General features: G+C 65.1%; 10 protein-coding genes. 5 read left to right on the top strand and 5 right to left on the bottom strand.

From position 1 onward, the window contains the following. Positions 1–139 precede the first annotated feature (139 nt). From ACWKWX_RS14600 to hrpA, 3 genes are all read right to left on the bottom strand, one after another. Positions 140–1,498 (bottom strand): OprD family porin, encoded by a 1,359-nt coding sequence (locus ACWKWX_RS14600; protein ID WP_416422918.1) that lies wholly within the window; start codon positions 1,496–1,498, stop codon positions 140–142. Positions 1,499–1,860: 362 nt separating this feature from the next. Further along, positions 1,861–2,982 carry a beta-ketoacyl-ACP synthase III gene (locus tag ACWKWX_RS14595; protein WP_416422917.1) on the bottom strand — a complete coding sequence of 374 codons (1,122 nt, stop codon included), beginning with the start codon at positions 2,980–2,982 and terminating at the stop codon, positions 1,861–1,863. A gap of 205 nt (positions 2,983–3,187) precedes the next feature. Next, positions 3,188–7,099: an ATP-dependent RNA helicase HrpA gene (gene hrpA / locus ACWKWX_RS14590; RefSeq protein ID WP_483828158.1), complete on the bottom strand. Its 3,912-nt coding sequence runs from the start codon at positions 7,097–7,099 to the stop codon at positions 3,188–3,190. A gap of 171 nt (positions 7,100–7,270) precedes the next feature. Here hrpA and ACWKWX_RS14585 point away from each other — a divergent pair, with 171 nt between their 5' ends. The 3 genes from ACWKWX_RS14585 (at position 7,271) to ACWKWX_RS14575 (ending at position 10,246) form a co-directional block, all read left to right on the top strand. Continuing rightward, the gene (locus tag ACWKWX_RS14585; RefSeq protein WP_416422915.1) at positions 7,271–7,435 is read left to right on the top strand and encodes a hypothetical protein; all 165 of its coding nucleotides are present in this window, start codon (positions 7,271–7,273) and stop codon (positions 7,433–7,435) included. A 62-nt stretch (positions 7,436–7,497) separates the two neighbouring features. Next, entirely contained in the window at positions 7,498–8,862 is a 1,365-nt protein-coding gene (locus ACWKWX_RS14580; protein WP_483828157.1) for a glutamine synthetase family protein, read from the top strand. 100 nt (positions 8,863–8,962) lie between these two features. Continuing rightward, complete coding sequence (locus tag ACWKWX_RS14575) at positions 8,963–10,246, top strand: NAD(P)/FAD-dependent oxidoreductase (protein ID WP_483828156.1); 1,284 nt, start codon at positions 8,963–8,965, stop codon at positions 10,244–10,246. A gap of 104 nt (positions 10,247–10,350) precedes the next feature. Here the strand turns inward: ACWKWX_RS14575 and fadD1 are convergent, their stop codons facing one another. Then, positions 10,351–12,048 (bottom strand): long-chain-fatty-acid--CoA ligase FadD1, encoded by a 1,698-nt coding sequence (gene fadD1, locus ACWKWX_RS14570; RefSeq protein ID WP_476298911.1) that lies wholly within the window; start codon positions 12,046–12,048, stop codon positions 10,351–10,353. Between the two features lie 279 nt (positions 12,049–12,327). Further along, a complete protein-coding gene (gene fadD2, locus ACWKWX_RS14565; RefSeq protein WP_416422911.1) occupies positions 12,328–14,016 on the bottom strand; it encodes a long-chain-fatty-acid--CoA ligase FadD2 in 1,689 nt (562 codons plus the stop codon). Between the two features lie 207 nt (positions 14,017–14,223). Here fadD2 and ACWKWX_RS14560 point away from each other — a divergent pair, with 207 nt between their 5' ends. Continuing rightward, complete coding sequence (locus ACWKWX_RS14560; protein WP_483828155.1) at positions 14,224–15,168, top strand: lysophospholipase; 945 nt, start codon at positions 14,224–14,226, stop codon at positions 15,166–15,168. Positions 15,169–15,199: 31 nt separating this feature from the next. After that, the gene (locus ACWKWX_RS14555; RefSeq protein WP_416422909.1) at positions 15,200–15,670 is read left to right on the top strand and encodes a MaoC family dehydratase; all 471 of its coding nucleotides are present in this window, start codon (positions 15,200–15,202) and stop codon (positions 15,668–15,670) included. Positions 15,671–15,803 lie beyond the last annotated feature (133 nt).

Here is a 15,803-nt window from a genome sequence, read left to right as displayed (position 1 = left end):
GCGGCCGCAGGCCGCGTCGATGACCCCGGTGCCTGGGACGCGGCCTGCGGCCGCTGCTACGGGCAAAAAAAGCCCCGCACTGGGCGGGGCAAGAGAGAGCTTTAACGGATGAGGAAAAAGCGGTTACACATTCAGCGAATTACAACAGCGGGATCGAGTAGCTCAGGATCACGCGGTTCTCGTCCTGGTCGCGCTGGCCCGGGATGTCGTTGCGCCACATGCCGTTTTTCCAGGTGAAGCCCAGGCCCTTGAAGGTGCCTTCGGGTACCACGTAGGCCAGGGTGATGTCGCGTTCCCACTCGGTGCGGTTGTTGCCTGCAACGCCGCCAGTCGCCGTCACGGTGTCGATGTCGCTGCCACGCAGGTAGGTCACGCCAGCGGTCGCGCCCGGGAAGCCGATCGCGGCGAAGTCATACGAGTAGCGCGCCTGCCAGGTGCGCTCGCCGGCACGGCCGAACTTCTGGATCTGGGCGTCGGTGATGGTGTAGTTGGACGAACCGTTGCCCTGGTTCAGCCACGGGAAGTCGCTGTCGCCGTTGCTGACCTGGTAGCCGCCGCCAAAGGTATGGCCGGCCACGGTATAGAGGAACAGCGCGCTGTACAGGTTATTGTCGACCTTGCCCTTGCCGCTGGCCTGGCCCAGGTAGTTGCCCGAGCTGTAGTAGGTTGGGTCGTTGGCGTCCTTGCCGTCGTCGCGGCTGTTGAAGTAGCGGAAGTCCGACTTCAACACGCCCGGGCCGATCGACCAGTTGTGTACCAGGCCCAGGAAGTGCTGCTTGTAGAAGTCATCCAGGTTGCCGTAGTAGTACTGGAACAGCAGGTCCTTGGTGATCTTGTAGTCGCCACCGGCGTAGATGAACTTGTTGCTGCGACCGCCGGTGTTGCTGTTGCCGCTGCCATTGGCGCCGCCGATGGACAGGTCTTCGTTGTTGCTGGAGTTACGGTCCTTGACCTTCTCGATCTGACCGGCCACCAGGGTCAGGTCCTTGATGTCGCCGGAGGTGATCTGGCCACCCTGGAAGGTTTGTGGCACCAGGCGGCTGTCGTTGTACTGGATGACAGGCAGCTTGGGCAGCAGGGTACCCAGTTTCAGCTCGGTCTTGGAGATCTTGGCCTTGGCGGTCAGGCCCAGGCTGGAGAAATCGTCAACGGCGTGGTCACCGTCGCTGGGGAACACGTTGCCGCCGTCCAGCGCACCGGTGGGGTTGCCGTGGCGACCGGCGCCGGAGTCCAGGCGGATGCCCAGCAGGCCGATGGCGTCCAGGCCGAAGCCCACGGTGCCGGCGGTGTAGCCGGACTGGAAGTCCAGCTGGAAGCCTTGGCCCCACTCGGACTGGTAGTTGGCGTTCTTGGCGGTGCCCGAGTCGCGGTTGTCGTTGTTGATGTAGAAGTTGCGCAGCTTCAGGGTCGCCTTGCTGTCTTCAAGAAAGCCTTCGGCCATAGCCTGCTGCGCCATGATACCCAGAGCCATGGTCAGGGCCACGGTGGACTTGTTCATTGATTTACTCCTTTGAGTACTGCTTTTTTAAGTTTTTTCAGCGGCGCTGCCTGGTATGCGGGCGCAAGTCCGGCAAGCTTTATGGGAGGGCATCTTGACCAGCGGATATTTCAGCGAGGTGGCTCGTTTATTAAGATTTGATGACAGCGGAACTTTTTGAAATGAAGATTAGTTAATGTTGAAACGTAAAACCGGGGGTTCCAGGCGGCCTATTTGTCCCAGAAGATGAAGACACCTTCATAATCGGTGGGAGCTGGCTTGCCAGCGAGTTTTTGGGACGCCCGAAAAACTCGCTGGCAAGCCAGCTCCCACAGAAATGAAAACGCCACCGTTGCGGTGGCGTTTTGGTCGAGCGGCAGGGGTTACAGCTTGCGCAGGATCACGCTGCCGATGGAATAGCCAGCGCCAAACGAGCTGAGTACCGCCAGCGAGCCCTTGCCCAGGTCGTCCTGGTGCTTGTGGAAGGCGATCACCGAGCCCGCCGAGCTGGTGTTGGCGTAGGTGTCGAGGATCACTGGCGCCTCTTCTTCAGTGGCCTCGCGGCCCAGCAGCTTCTTGACGATCAGGTGGTTCATGCTCAGGTTGGCCTGGTGCAGCCAGAAGCGCTTGACGTCGTTGACGTCGATGCGGTTCTCGCCCAGGTGCTGGCCGATCAGCTCGGCCACCATCGGGCACACCTCGCGGAACACCTTGCGGCCTTCCTGCACGAACAGCTTGTCCGGGGCACCGATGCCCTCCTCCGCCGCGCGGTTGAGGAAGCCGAAGTTGTTGCGGATGTTGTTGGAGAACTGGGTCAGCAGCTTGGTGCTGACCACCTCGAACTGGTGCGGCGAGGTGGCCAGGTCGGCACGCTCGACCACCACCGCGGTGGCGGCGTCGCCAAAGATGAAGTGGCTGTCGCGGTCACGGAAGTTCAGGTGGCCGGTGCAGATCTCCGGGCTGACCACCAGCACCGCGCGGGCCTGGCCCAGGGCCACGCTGTTGTAGGCCGTCTGGATGCCGAAGGTCGCCGAGGAGCAGGCCACGTTCATGTCGAAACCGAAGCCCTGCACGCCCAGCGCCTGCTGCACTTCGATGGCCACGGCCGGGTAGGCGCGCTGCAGGTTGGAGCAGGCGACGATCACCGCGTCGATGTCGGCGGCGGTCTTGCCGGCGCGTTGCAGCGCCTGTTCGGCCGCGGCCACGGCCATCTGGCAGAGGATCGACTGCTCGTCGTTGGAACGCTCCGGCAGGCGTGGCTTCATGCGCTGCGGGTCGAGGATGCCGGCCTTGTCCATGACGAAGCGACTCTTGATGCCCGAGGCCTTCTCGATGAAGGCGGCGCTGGACTCGGTCTGCGCGGCCAGCTCGCCACGCTCGATGGCGGCGGCGTTGTCGGCGTTGAACTGGTGCGCCCAGGTGTTGAAGGACTGCACCAGCTCTTCGTTGGAGATGCTGTCGGCCGGTGTGTACAGGCCGGTGCCGCTGATGACGACGTTATGCACGCTCGTTCCTCTATTATTGGTAGCCGGTGCGGGGCAGCGGCAGAGTGAGTCGCAGTCAATATGGCACTGTAGTACCAATTTACAAAAAGTATTGCCACGGGCGCGAAGGGGGTCAGGCAACCCTGCCTTCGCGGGCGAATCGATGGGCAATTGTGCCAGATTTGCCGAAAAAGTGCCCTTTTCACGATAAAGGGCACTCCTGGCTTCAGGCCTCTACCTGGCTCCACTGTTTGCTCAGGCGCTTGTCGGAGATCGGCACTTTGGTGCCAAGCTGCTGGGCGAACAGCGACACGCGGTATTCCTCGATCAGCCAGCGGTACAGCTCCAGCTCCGGGTCGCGCTTGCCTTCCTGGGCGTGCTTGGCCTGGCGCGCCTGGTACTGGGCCCAGACGTTGCCCAGCTCGATGCTCCACACGCGGTCCTTCTGCACCTGGCTGCCCAGCTTCTCCAGGCGCATTTCCACGGCCTTGAGGTAGCGCGGCAGCTCCTTGAGCCAGGCCGACGGCGTCTGCCGGACGAAGCCGGGGTACACCAGCTGGCTCATTTGCGCCTTGATGTCGTTGAGCGCCACGGCCTGGGCCAGGTCGATCTTGCCCTTGAAGCGCTTCTGCAGGCCATGCCACAGCTTGAGGATGTCCAGGGTCTGGCGCGCCAGGCGTTCGGCGTGCTCGGCCCAGGCACCGCGCTTGCGCTCCGCCAGCGCCGCCAGGCCAGCGCCGTCGCGCGGCAGGCTGGCTTCGCCTTCAAGGATGCAGGTTTCGAGACTGGCCAGCAGGATGTCTTCCACCAGCGCCTCGATGCGCCCCAGCTCGCGATAGAGCAGGCCCAGCTCGGTCTGGCCCGGCAGCTTGCCACGCAGGAACTTGGCCGGCTCGGCCAATTGCTGCAACAGCAGGCGCTGCAGCGCGCGGCGGTGCTGGAATTCGGCTTCGGCGGCGGTGGAGAAGCGGCCTTCCTTGACGGTGCCATTCTCTTCCACCAGCGCCGGGTACACGGTCATCGACAGCCCGGCGATCTTCTGCTGGGTGGTCTCGGCCACGGCCGCGAAGGCCTTGGCCTCCACGGGCTGCTGGCTCTTGGCCGACTGCGGCGCCGCCAGGGCGGCCTGGCTGGCCTGCACGAAGCGCGCGGTCAACTCGGCCAGGTCGCGGCCTTCGCCAAGGAACTTGCCCTGGCCGTCCAGCACTTCGATGTTCATGCGCAGGTGGCTGTCCACCTGCTGCTCGGCCTCGGCCCAGGCCTCGTCGCTGACCCGCGCGCCGGTCATGCGCAGCAGCTCGCGGCCCAGGGCCTGGGGCAGCGAGCCGTCGCCGAAGGTGATGCGCGCCAGCGCCGCGCGGACAAAGTCCGGCACCGGCACGAAGTTCTTGCGGATGGCCTTGGGCAAGTTGCGCACCAGAGCGATGCACTTGGCTTCCAGCAGGCCGGGCACCAGCCACTCCAGGCGCTCGTTGGGCAGCGCCGGCAGCAACGGCGCCGGCACGCTCACGGTGACACCGTCGCGGGGGTGGTTGGGCTCGAAGTGGTAGCTCAGGGCCAGGGTCAGGTCGCCCAGGCGCAGGGTGTCCGGGTACTGCCCGGCAGTGACTTCGCTGGCCTCGCGGGCCAGAACGTCTTCCTCGCGCATGATCAGCAGCTTCGGGTTCTTCTGGCTCTCGGTCTTGTACCAGTGGTCGAAGGTCGCCGTCTGGTGGATCTCGGCCGGCACCCGCGCGTCATAGAAAGCGTACAGGGTTTCCTCGTCGGCGAGGATATCGCGGCGCCGCGCCTTGGCTTCCAGGGCGTCCAGCTGCTCGAGCAGCTCGCGGTTGGCCACCAGGCACTTGGCCCGCGACTGGATCTCGCCACGCACCAGGCCTTCGCGGATAAACAGCTCGCGCGACACCACCGGGTCCACCGGCCCGTAGTGCACGGGGCGGCGGCCGACCACGATGAGGCCGAACAGGGTGATCTGCTCGTACGCCACCACCTGGCCGCGCTTCTTCTCCCAATGGGGCTCGAAGTGGTTCTTCTTGATCAGGTGGCCGGCCAGCGGCTCGATCCAGTCGGCGTCGATCTTGGCCACCATGCGCGCGTACAGCTTGGTGGTTTCCATCAGCTCGGCAGTCATCAGCCACTGCGGGCGCTTCTTGCCGATGCCCGACGAGGGGTGAATCCAGAAACGCCGCTGGCGGGCGCCCAGGTAGTCGCCTTCCTCGGTCTTCTGGCCGATCTGGCTGAGCAGGCCGGAGAGAATCGCCTTGTGGAATTTCGGGTAGTCGGCCGGTTCCTTGTTGATGGTCAACTGCAGGTCGCGGCAGATCAGGCTCAACTGCCGGTGCGCATCGCGCCACTCGCGCAGGCGCAGGTAGTTGAGGAAGTTCTTGCGGCACCAGTTGCGCAGCGGGCTGGCGGTCAGGGCCTGGCGCTGCTCTTCGAAGCCGCGCCACAGGTTGACCAGGGCGGCGAAGTCGGAATCGGCGTCCTTCCACTGCGCGTGCGCCTGGTCGGCGGCCTGCTGGCGCTCGGGCGGGCGCTCGCGCACGTCCTGCACCGAGAGCGCACTGGCGATGATCAGCACTTCCTGCAGGCTGCCCTGCTTGGCGGCTTCCAGCAGCATGCGGCCCATGCGCGGGTCCACCGGCAGGCGCGCCAGCTGGCGGCCAATCGGCGTGAGCTGGTTCTCGCGGTTGACCGCCGACAGCTCCTGCAGCAGGTTGAAGCCGTCGGTGATGGCCTTGCCATCCGGCGGCTCGATGAACGGGAACTGGTCGATCTCGCCCAGGCGCAGGTGCAGCATCTGCAAAATCACCGCGGCAAGGTTGGTGCGCAGGATCTCGGGGTCGGTGAATTCGGGGCGGGCGATGAAATCCTCTTCGCTGTACAAGCGAATGCAGATGCCCGGCTCCACCCGCCCGCAGCGGCCCTTGCGCTGGTTGGCGCTGGCCTGGGACACCGCCTCGATGGGCAGGCGCTGCACCTTGGCGCGGTAGCTGTAGCGGCTGATGCGCGCGGTGCCGCTGTCGATCACGTAGCGAATGCCCGGCACGGTCAGCGAGGTCTCGGCGACGTTGGTCGCCAGCACCACGCGGCGGCCCGGGTGGCTCTGGAAGATTTTCTGCTGCTCGGCCGGCGACAGGCGCGCGTACAGCGGCAAAATCTCGGTGTGCTTGAGCTGGGCCTTGCGCAGCATTTCCGCGGCGTCGCGAATCTCGCGCTCGCCGGGCAGGAACACCAGCACGTCGCCCGGGCGCTTGCCTTCGCTGCGCTCGAACGCGGCGATCTCATCCAGGGTGGCGATGATCGCCTGGTCGACGGTGAGGTCGTCCTCGACGCTGTTGCCCTCCTCGTCCTGCTCGCTGGTCAGCGGCCGGTACCAGGTGTCCACCGGGTAGGTGCGGCCCGACACTTCGATGATCGGCGCGTCGTCGAAATGCTTGGAGAAACGCTCCAGGTCGATGGTCGCCGAGGTGATGATCACCTTCAGGTCCGGGCGGCGCGGCAGCAGGGTCTTCAGGTAGCCCAGCAGGAAGTCGATGTTCAGGCTGCGTTCGTGGGCTTCGTCGACGATGATGGTGTCGTAGCGTTCCAGGAAGCGGTCGTGCTGGGTCTCGGCCAGCAGGATGCCGTCGGTCATCAGCTTGACCAGGGTATTGGCGTCGCTCTGGTCCTCGAAGCGCACCTGGTAGCCCACCAGCGCGCCCAGCGGCGTGGCCAGTTCCTCGGCCACGCGGGTGGCCACGCTACGGGCGGCGATCCGCCGGGGCTGGGTATGGGCGATCAGGCCGTGCTGGCCGCGGCCCAGCTCCAGGCAGATCTTGGGCAGCTGGGTGGTTTTGCCCGAGCCGGTCTCGCCGGCGATGATCAGCACCTGGTGCTCGGCGAGGATCTTCTTGATCTCGTCGCGCTTGGCGGCAATCGGCAGGCTGTCGTCGTAGCGAATGGTCGGCACGCTCTGCCGGCGCGCGGTGACCTGGGCCATGGACGCCTGCGCCCGCTCGACCCACTGCCCCAGCTTGACCTCGTCGGGCTTCTTGCGCAGCTCGTGCAATTGCCGACGCAGGCGATGGCGATCGCCGATCATGGCCTGGTCGAGGTTCTTGAACAGTGTGTCGATAACGGGATTGTGGTCGGTCATCAGGTACGCAAATGGCTACGCGGCAAAAAGAATGGGCGGGATTGTCGCAGATTTGCGGGGGGTTATCATATTGGCCATGTGCAGGGGCCGGTATGTTTAACAGAACCCTAACTGAAGGTACGACAATCCCGATTTAACCGCCCGGGACCACCATGCAACCATCCAGGCACCATGAACGCCACCCCGCTTCCCCCCGCCAGCACCGAACCGCGCACCCCGCGCCGTAGCGTCTGCCTGCGCCCCGGGGAGAACCCGCTGTTCAACGTGATCCTGGCCTTCTGGGCCCTGTGGCACTGCCGCCACGCACGCCCGCCGGACGCCGCCCTCGCTGCCTGACCAACCTTGTACTCCCGTCACCGCGACGGGCCGTTCACGTGTGCGCAAGCGAGAGCCCACCCATGCATTTTGCCCCCCTGCAACAGGCCCAGGCGTTCCTGGACCAATACCCGCTTATTGAAATGTTCGAACTGTTCATCCTCGACGCCAACGGCGTGCCGCGCGGCAAGCTGCTGCACCGCGATGAACTGCTGGCCGTGTACCAGAGCGGCCGGCCGCTGCCCAGCACCATCCTGGGCCTGACCCTGAACGGCGACGACGTGGAAAACTCCGGCCTGGTGTGGGACGTGGGCGACATCGACTGCCGCGCCTACCCGCTGGAAGGCAGCCTGGTGCCGCTGCCGTGGCGCAAGATTCCGACCGCGGCGGTGCAGGTCAGCATGCACCCCACCGAGGGCCTTCCCGCCACCGTGGCCGACCCGCGCCATGTGCTGGTCAAGGTGATCGATGCCCTGAAGGCCGACGGCTTGCACCCGGTGATGGCCTGCGAACTGGAGTTCTACCTGCTCGATGCCAAGCGCGACGCCAACGGCCGCCCGCAACCGGCGCTGGACGCCGACGGCGCCCGCCCGCGCAGCACCCAGGTGTACGGCCTGCGCGAGCTGGAGCAGATCGAGCCGTTCCTCGCCGACCTGTACGCCGCCTGCAAGCAGCAGGGCATCCCGGCACGCACGGCGATTTCCGAATACGCCCCCGGCCAGGTGGAGATCACCCTGGAGCACGGCGACGCGCTGTTGGCCATGGACCAGGCGGTGCGCTACAAACGCATCGTCAAGGGCGTGGCGCACCAGCACGGCATGCAGGCCTGTTTCATGGCCAAGCCCTTCGATGACCTGGCCGGCACCGGCATGCACATGCACGTCAGCCTGGCCGACGCCGACGGCCACAACCTCTACGCCAGCGAAGACAAGGCCGGCACGCCGCTGCTGCGCCAGTCGGTGGGCGGCATGCTTGCCCACCTGCTCGACAGCCTGCTGCTGTTCTGCCCCAACGCCAATTCCTACCGGCGCTTCCAGGCCAACAGCTACGCGCCCCTGGCGCCCACCTGGGGCGTCGACAACCGCACCGTCAGCCTGCGCGTGCCGGGCGGGCCGGCCAACACCCGGCACATCGAGCACCGCATCTGCGGCGCCGACGCCAACCCGTACCTGGCCGCGGCGGCCATCCTGGCGGCCATTCACGACGGCATTCGCCAGCAGCGCGACCCTGGCGCGCCGGTGCAGGGCAACGGCTATGCCCAGGCTACGCACTTCCTGCCCACTGACTGGCTGACCTCGCTGACTGCCCTGGAACGTTCCGAATGGGCCCGCGAGGCCTTGGGCGATGCGTTCCTCAAGGTGTACCTGGCGGTCAAGCGCGCCGAGTACCGGCAGTTCATGGCCGAGGTAGGCGAACAGGATTGGCGCTGGTACCTGACCAACGCGTGACCCCTCATCAAAAATCAAATGTGGGAGCTGGCTTGCCAGCGAGCTTTTGCGGACCAAAAGCTCGCTGGCAAGCCAGCTCCCACATAAAGAGCGCTTACCCATGACTCAACGCATCAACTCCTACTACACCGCCACCCTCAACCAGGAAACCGACTTCCCGGTGCTGCAGGGCACCCACAGCGTCGACGTCGCCATCATCGGCGGCGGCTTCACCGGCGTGGCCACCGCCGTGGAGCTGGCGGAAAAAGGCCTGAAGGTCGCCCTGCTCGACACCCACAAGATCGGCTGGGGCGCCAGCGGGCGCAACGGTGGCCAGGTCACCGGCAGCCTTTCCGGCGACGAGGCCATGCGCAAGCAGATGCGCGGCAAGCTGGGCGCCGAGGTGGATGATTTCATCTGGCACCTGCGCTGGCGCGGGCACCAGATCATCGAGCAGCGGGTGGCGAAATACGGTATTCAATGCGACCTCAAGCACGGCCACCTGCACGCGGCCATGAAGCCGTCGCACCTGACCGAACTGCTCGCCTCGCTGGAGGAAGCCCAGGCCCGGGGCATGGGCGACCAGGTGACGCTGCTGGACCAGGCCGGCGTGCGCCAGCACCTGGACAGCCCGCTGTACCTGGGCGCCCTGAAGAACACCCGCAACATGCACCTGCACCCGCTCAACCTGTGCCTGGGCGAGGCCCGCGCGGCGCAGTCGCTGGGGGCGCTGCTGTTCGAGCACAGTGAGGTGCTGGACATTGTCCATGGCCCGCGCCCCGCCGTGGTCACCGCCAACGGCCGCATAGAAGCCAGGCAAGTGCTGCTGGCCGGCGACGTCTACCACAAGCTGGAACCGGGCAAGCTCAAGGGCAAGATCTTCCCGGCCATGGGCGGCATCGTCACCACCCGGCCGCTGGGTGAACTGGCGCGCCAGCTCAACCCCCAGGACCTGGCGGTGTACGACTGCCGCTTCGTGCTGGACTACTACCGCATGACCGCCGACGGCCGCCTGCTGTTCGGTGGCGGCGCCAACTATTCCGGCAAGGACTCGCGCGACATCGCCGCCGAGCTGCGCCCATGCATCGAGCGCACCTTCCCGCGCCTGCAGGGCGTGGACATCGAATTCGAGTGGAGTTGCGCCATGGGCATCGTGGTCAACCGCATCCCGCAACTGGGCAAGCTGTCGGACAACGTCTGGTACTGCCAGGGCTATTCGGGGCATGGCATCGCCACCAGCCACATCATGGGCGAGATCATGGCCAACGCCATGACCGGCACCCTGGGGCAGTTCGACACCTTTGCCGGCTGCCAGCACATCAAGGTGCCCATGGGCGATGTGCTGGGCAACCCGTTGCTGGCGGTGGGGATGTGGTACTACGGCATGCTGGAAAAACTGCGCTGAAAAACGCCTGTAGCCGCTGCCGCCAGGCTGCGCTGGCCCTATGCCTCGCCGGAAATCTCCAGCGTACGTAAGGGCCAGCGCAGCCTGCGGCAGCGGCTACAGGGTTAGGCTATCTTCTTCAGGCCCAGCTTCTTCAGTTCCTCGTCACGCAGTTCACGGCGCAGGATCTTGCCGACGTTGGTGGTCGGCAGGCCGTCGCGGAACTCCACCGAGCGCGGCACCTTGTAGCCGGTGACGTTGGCGCGCATGTGCTCCATCACCTGGTCCTTGGTCAGCGTCACGCCCGGCTTGGCGACAATGAACATCTTGATGGCCTCGCCGGATTTCTCGTCCGGCACGCCGATGGCCGCGCACTGCAGCACGCCCGGCAGGGTCACCAGCACGTCTTCCAGCTCGTTGGGGTAGACGTTGAAGCCGGACACCAGAATCATGTCCTTCTTGCGGTCGACGATGCGCATGTAGCCGTCGTCCTGGATCACCGCGATGTCGCCAGTCTTCAGCCAGCCGTCGGCGTCGAGGATCTCGTCGGTGGCGTCCTGGCGCTGCCAGTAGCCCTTCATCACCTGCGGGCCCTTGACGCACAGCTCGCCCACTTCGCCCAGGGCCAGTTCGCGGCCGCTGTCATCGGTGACCTTGCAGCGGGTGGACGGCACCGGAATGCCGATAGTGCCCACCTGGATGTTCTGGATCGGGTTCACCGACGCCACCGGGCTAGTCTCGGTCATGCCGTAGCCTTCGCAGATGGCGCAGCCGGTCACGCTTTTCCAGCGATCGGCAGCGGCCAGTTGCAGGGCCATGCCGCCCGACAGGGTGACCTTCAAGGCCGAGAAGTCGAGGTTGCGGAAGTCGGCGTTGTTGCACAGCGCCACGAACAGGGTGTTCAGGCCGACGAAGCCGCTGAACTTCCACTTCGACAGTTCCTTGACCATGGCCGGCAGGTCGCGCGGGTTGCTGATCAGGATGTTGTGGTTGCCGATCAGCATCATCGCCATGCAATGGAAGGTGAAGGCGTAGATGTGGTACAGCGGCAACGGCGTGATGAGGATCTCGCACCCTTCGTTGAGGTTGGAGGCCATCAGCGCCTTGCACTGCATCATGTTGGCGATCAGGTTGCGGTGGGTGAGCATCGCGCCCTTGGCCACGCCGGTGGTGCCACCGGTGTACTGCAGCACGGCCACGTCTTCGGCGTTGGGGTTGGCTTCGCGCACGGGCTGGCCGTGGCCCTTGGCGAGCACGTCGTTGAATTTGACGGCGGTGGGCAGGTGATAGGCCGGCACCATCTTCTTCACGTACTTGATCACACTGTTGACCAGCAGGCGCTTGACCGGCGGCAGCAGGTCGCCGACCTGGGTGACGATCACGTGCTTGACCGACGTCTTGGGCACCACGTTCTGCGCCAGGTGGGCCATGTTGGCCAGGCACACCAGGGCCTTGGCGCCGGAGTCGTTGAACTGGTGTTCCATTTCCCGTGCGGTGTACAGCGGGTTGGTGTTGACCACGATCAGGCCGGCGCGAATCGCACCGAACACCACCACCGGGTATTGCAGCACGTTGGGCAGCTGCACGGCGATTCGATCACCGGGCTGCAAGTCGGTATGCTGTTGCAGGTACGCCGCGAAGGCGCCAGACAGTTCGTACAATTGACCGTAGGTGAGCGTCCTGCCCAGGTTGCTGAACGCCGGCTTGTCGGCGAAGCGCTGGCAGGACTGCTTCAATACAGCCTGAATGTTCGGGTACTCATCAGGATTGATGTCCGCAGCAATACCTGCTGGGTACTTATCCTTCCAGAAATTTTCGATCATGGAAGCCCACTCCTCCAGCACAGCGAATTCATCACCGCTTCGTATGCGATTATTATTGATAGGTGATCACGGTACGTGAAGCACCGATCGATCGAAAGCGCGCCGAGAGTAGCAGCTTTGGAAAAGGTCGCATAGAGGCCGAATTGGCCCGACCGGTCACGGAAATGACTCTATGAATTCCAGTAGTCATTTTTAGAGTAAAAATACTATTGTGCTGGGACGCGGCCTGCGGCCGCTGCTACAAAACCCTGTAGCAGCGGCCGCAGGCCGCGTCATGCCTCACGCAATATCCCGCAACTCCCGCCGCAGAATCTTGCCCACCGCCGTCATCGGCAGCGACTCGCGCAGCACGATGTGCTTGGGCACCTTGTAGCCGGTGAAGTTGGCCTTGCAGTAGGCCTTCAGCTCCTCGAGGCTCACGCCGCTCTCGCGCGGCACCACAAACAGCTTCACCGCCTCCCCCGAGCGCTCGTCCGGTATGCCGATGCACGCGCAGTTGGCCACCTTGGGGTGGGCCATCACCACGTCTTCGATTTCGTTGGGGTACACGTTGAAGCCGGAGACGATGATCATGTCCTTCTTGCGGTCGACGATACGCACGAAGCCGTCGGGGTCGATCACACCGATGTCACCGGTGCGCAGCCAGCCCTCGGCGTCCAGCGCCTCGGCGGTGGCGTCGGGGCGCTGCCAGTAGCCCTTCATCACCTGCGGGCCCTTCACGCACAGCTCGCCACGCTCGCCGCCGGGCAGCTCGTTGCCCTGGTCATCGATGATCTTCAACTGCGTGCCCACCACCGGCAGGCCCACGGTGCCCAGGCGCGCGGCAGCGCCATAGGGGTTGGTGCTGACCACCGGCGAGGTCTCGGTCAGGCCGTAGCCCTCGACGATGCGGCAGCCGGTGAGCTTTTCCCAGCGGTCGGCGGTGGCCTTCACCAGCGCCGTGCCGCCGGAGTTGGTGACCTTGAGGTGGGAGAAGTCCAGGTCCTTGAAACCGGGGTGTTCCATCAGCGCCACGAACAGCGTGTTGAGGCCCAGCAGCGCGGTGAACTGCCACTGCTTGAGCTCCTTGATGAACGCGGGGATGTCGCGCGGGTTGCTGATCAGCACGTTGTGGTTGCCGGTGACCATCATGCCCATGCAGTTCGCCGTGAACGCATAGATATGGTACAGCGGCAGCGGCGCGATCATGACCTCCTGGCCTTCGCGCAGGATCTTCACGCCGTGCTCGTCGGTCTGCTCGAAACAGCACAGCACCTGCTGCATGTTGGCCACCAGGTTGCCGTGGGTGAGCATCGCGCCCTTGGACAGGCCGGTGGTGCCACCGGTGTATTGCAGCACGGCGATGTTGTCGAGGGTCAGCGGCACCGGCGTCGGCGTGTGCCCGCGGCCCAGGCCGAGGGCGCGCTTGAGCGAGATGGCCTGGGGCAGGTCGAACGCCGGCACCTTCTTCTTCACCTTGTCCACCAGGGTGTTCACCAGCCAGCCCTTGGCGGCGGGCATCAGGTCGCCCATGCGCGCCTCGATCAGGTAGCTGATGCCGGTGTCGGGCAGCACTTCCTGCACCAGCTTGCCGAACATGTTCAGGTACACCAGCGCGCGGGCGCCGGAGTCCTTGAACTGGTGGCGCATTTCCCGGGCGGTGTACAGCGGGTTGGTGTTGACCACGATCAGGCCCGCGCGCAAGGCGCCGAACACCACGATGGGGTATTGCAGCACGTTGGGCAGCTGCACGGCGATGCGGTCGCCGGGCACCAGGTCCGTCTCGTGCTGCAGGTAGGCGGCGAATTCTGCGCTATGGCGCTCAAGCTCCGCGTAGGTGAGGGTCACGCCCAGGTTGCTGAAGGCCGGGCGGTCGGCGAATTTGCGGCAGGAACGCTCGAACACCTCGACCACCGACTTGTAGGCCCCCAGGTCCAGCGTGGTGGGCACCCCGGCGGGGCGTTTATCGTTCCAGAATTCAGCTTGCATTATTATTGTCCTCTTGCCTGAGCCGATTCAGGCCGCCCATTCCGTACGCAGCGGCCGGTGCTTTGCCGACGTTAGCAGTTAAGCAAGCACTGGCAAACACGCCAGGTGCCGTCATTAACATCGTGAATCTAAATGCTGCGCCGCGCTGGATTCGCGCCATGGGCTATACAATGAGCTCGTCCCCACCGCACCGCGCAAGGAACCGCCATGCCCGCCGAGGCGTTCTGGCTTGAAGCCAGTGATGATTGCCGTTTGTACGTCCATGCCTGGCGGCCCGAGGCGCCGCCCAGGGCCGTGGTGCTGCTGGTGCACGGCATGGCCGACCATGGCGGCCGCTACCAGCGCCTGGGCCAGGCGCTGGTAGCGGCCGGGCTGGCGCTGTACGCCCCGGACCTGCGCGGCCACGGCCACACCGCCGAAGGCGGCGTGCTGGGCCACTACGCCGACGCCAACGGCTGGAACCGCGTGCTCGACGACCTGGCCCTGCTGGCCCGCCACGCTCGCCAGGCCCACCCGGGCGCGCCGCTGTTCCTGCTGGGCCACAGCATGGGCAGCTACCTGGTGCAGGGCTACCTGCTGCACCACAGCGCCAGCGTGCAGGGCGCCATTCTCAGCGGCTCCAACTACCAGCCGGCGCTGTTCTACCGTGCCGCGCGCCTGGTGGCCCGCCTGGAACGCCTGCGCCAGGGCCCGCGCGGGCGCAGCGCGCTGATCGAATGGCTGTCGTTCGGTTCGTTCAACAATGCGTTCAAGCCCAGCCGCACCGCGTTCGACTGGCTGAGCCGCGACCCGGCCGAGGTGGACCGCTACATCGCCGACCCGCTGTGCGGCTTCCGCTGCACCAATCAATTATGGCTCGACCTGCTGGCAGGCCTGGCGCAAATCAGCCAGCCGGGCAGTCTTGCGCAGATCGATCGCGGCCTGCCGCTGCTGATCATCGGCGGTTCATGTGATCCGGTCAGCCAGGGCAAGCGTCTCACTGATCTGGCCCGTGCACTGGGGCGCACCGGCAACCGCCAGGTGGAGCTTGTGCTCTACCCTGACGCCCGCCATGAAGTGCTCAACGAACTCAACCGCGAGCAGGTCACCGCCGACCTGCTCGCCTGGCTGCAGCGGGCCCTGACCATCCAGCGCCCGGCACGCAGCGAATAACCGCACTACTGACGAAAAGGAACAGTCACCCATGACCCAGGTCACCAACACCCCGTACGAAGCCCTCGAAGTGGGCCAGAAAGCCACCTTCAGCAAGACCGTCGAAGAGCGTGACATCCAGCTGTTCGCCGCCATGTCCGGCGACCACAACCCGGTGCACCTGGACGCCGAGTTCGCCGCCGCCACCATGTTCAAGGAGCGTATCGCCCACGGCATGTTCAGCGGTGCGCTGATCAGCGCCGCCGTGGCCTGCGAGCTGCCTGGGCCGGGCACCATCTACCTGGGCCAGAAAATGAGCTTCCAGAAGCCGGTGAAAATTGGCGACACCCTGACCGTGCGCCTGGAAATCCTGGAAAAGCTGCCGAAATTCCGCGTGCGCATCGCCACCCAGGTGTACAACCAGCGTGACGAGATGGTGGTGGACGGCGAAGCCGAGATCCTGGCGCCGCGCAAGGAGCAGACCGTGAACCTGGTAAGCCCGCCGGCCATTACCATCGGCTGATGACGAGGTAGCCGCTGCCTGCTGGCAGCGGCTACAACCTTACTTCAAGACCTTTCCTACGCCTCATCGCGAAACATCTGATTTTTCCCTCCCGACTGCTGCCCTAGCGTGACCGTCCCTGCACACAAACAAG

The organism is Pseudomonas imperatae (assembly GCF_057128625.1).
This window is presented reverse-complemented; position numbering and strand designations above follow the sequence as displayed.

What these genes read in the sequence shown, in the direction of transcription:
- ACWKWX_RS14600 (WP_416422918.1), bottom strand. Translation starts at nt 1,498, where the DNA reads ATGAACAAGTCCACCGTGGCCCTGACCATGGCTCTGGGTATCATGGCG.
- hrpA (WP_483828158.1), bottom strand. Translation starts at nt 7,099, where the DNA reads ATGACCGACCACAATCCCGTTATCGACACACTGTTCAAGAACCTCGAC.
- ACWKWX_RS14585 (WP_416422915.1), top strand. Translation starts at nt 7,271, where the DNA reads ATGAACGCCACCCCGCTTCCCCCCGCCAGCACCGAACCGCGCACCCCG.
- ACWKWX_RS14580 (WP_483828157.1), top strand. Translation starts at nt 7,498, where the DNA reads ATGCATTTTGCCCCCCTGCAACAGGCCCAGGCGTTCCTGGACCAATAC.
- ACWKWX_RS14575 (WP_483828156.1), top strand. Translation starts at nt 8,963, where the DNA reads ATGACTCAACGCATCAACTCCTACTACACCGCCACCCTCAACCAGGAA.
- fadD1 (WP_476298911.1), bottom strand. Translation starts at nt 12,048, where the DNA reads ATGATCGAAAATTTCTGGAAGGATAAGTACCCAGCAGGTATTGCTGCG.
- fadD2 (WP_416422911.1), bottom strand. Translation starts at nt 14,016, where the DNA reads ATGCAAGCTGAATTCTGGAACGATAAACGCCCCGCCGGGGTGCCCACC.
- ACWKWX_RS14560 (WP_483828155.1), top strand. Translation starts at nt 14,224, where the DNA reads ATGCCCGCCGAGGCGTTCTGGCTTGAAGCCAGTGATGATTGCCGTTTG.
- ACWKWX_RS14555 (WP_416422909.1), top strand. Translation starts at nt 15,200, where the DNA reads ATGACCCAGGTCACCAACACCCCGTACGAAGCCCTCGAAGTGGGCCAG.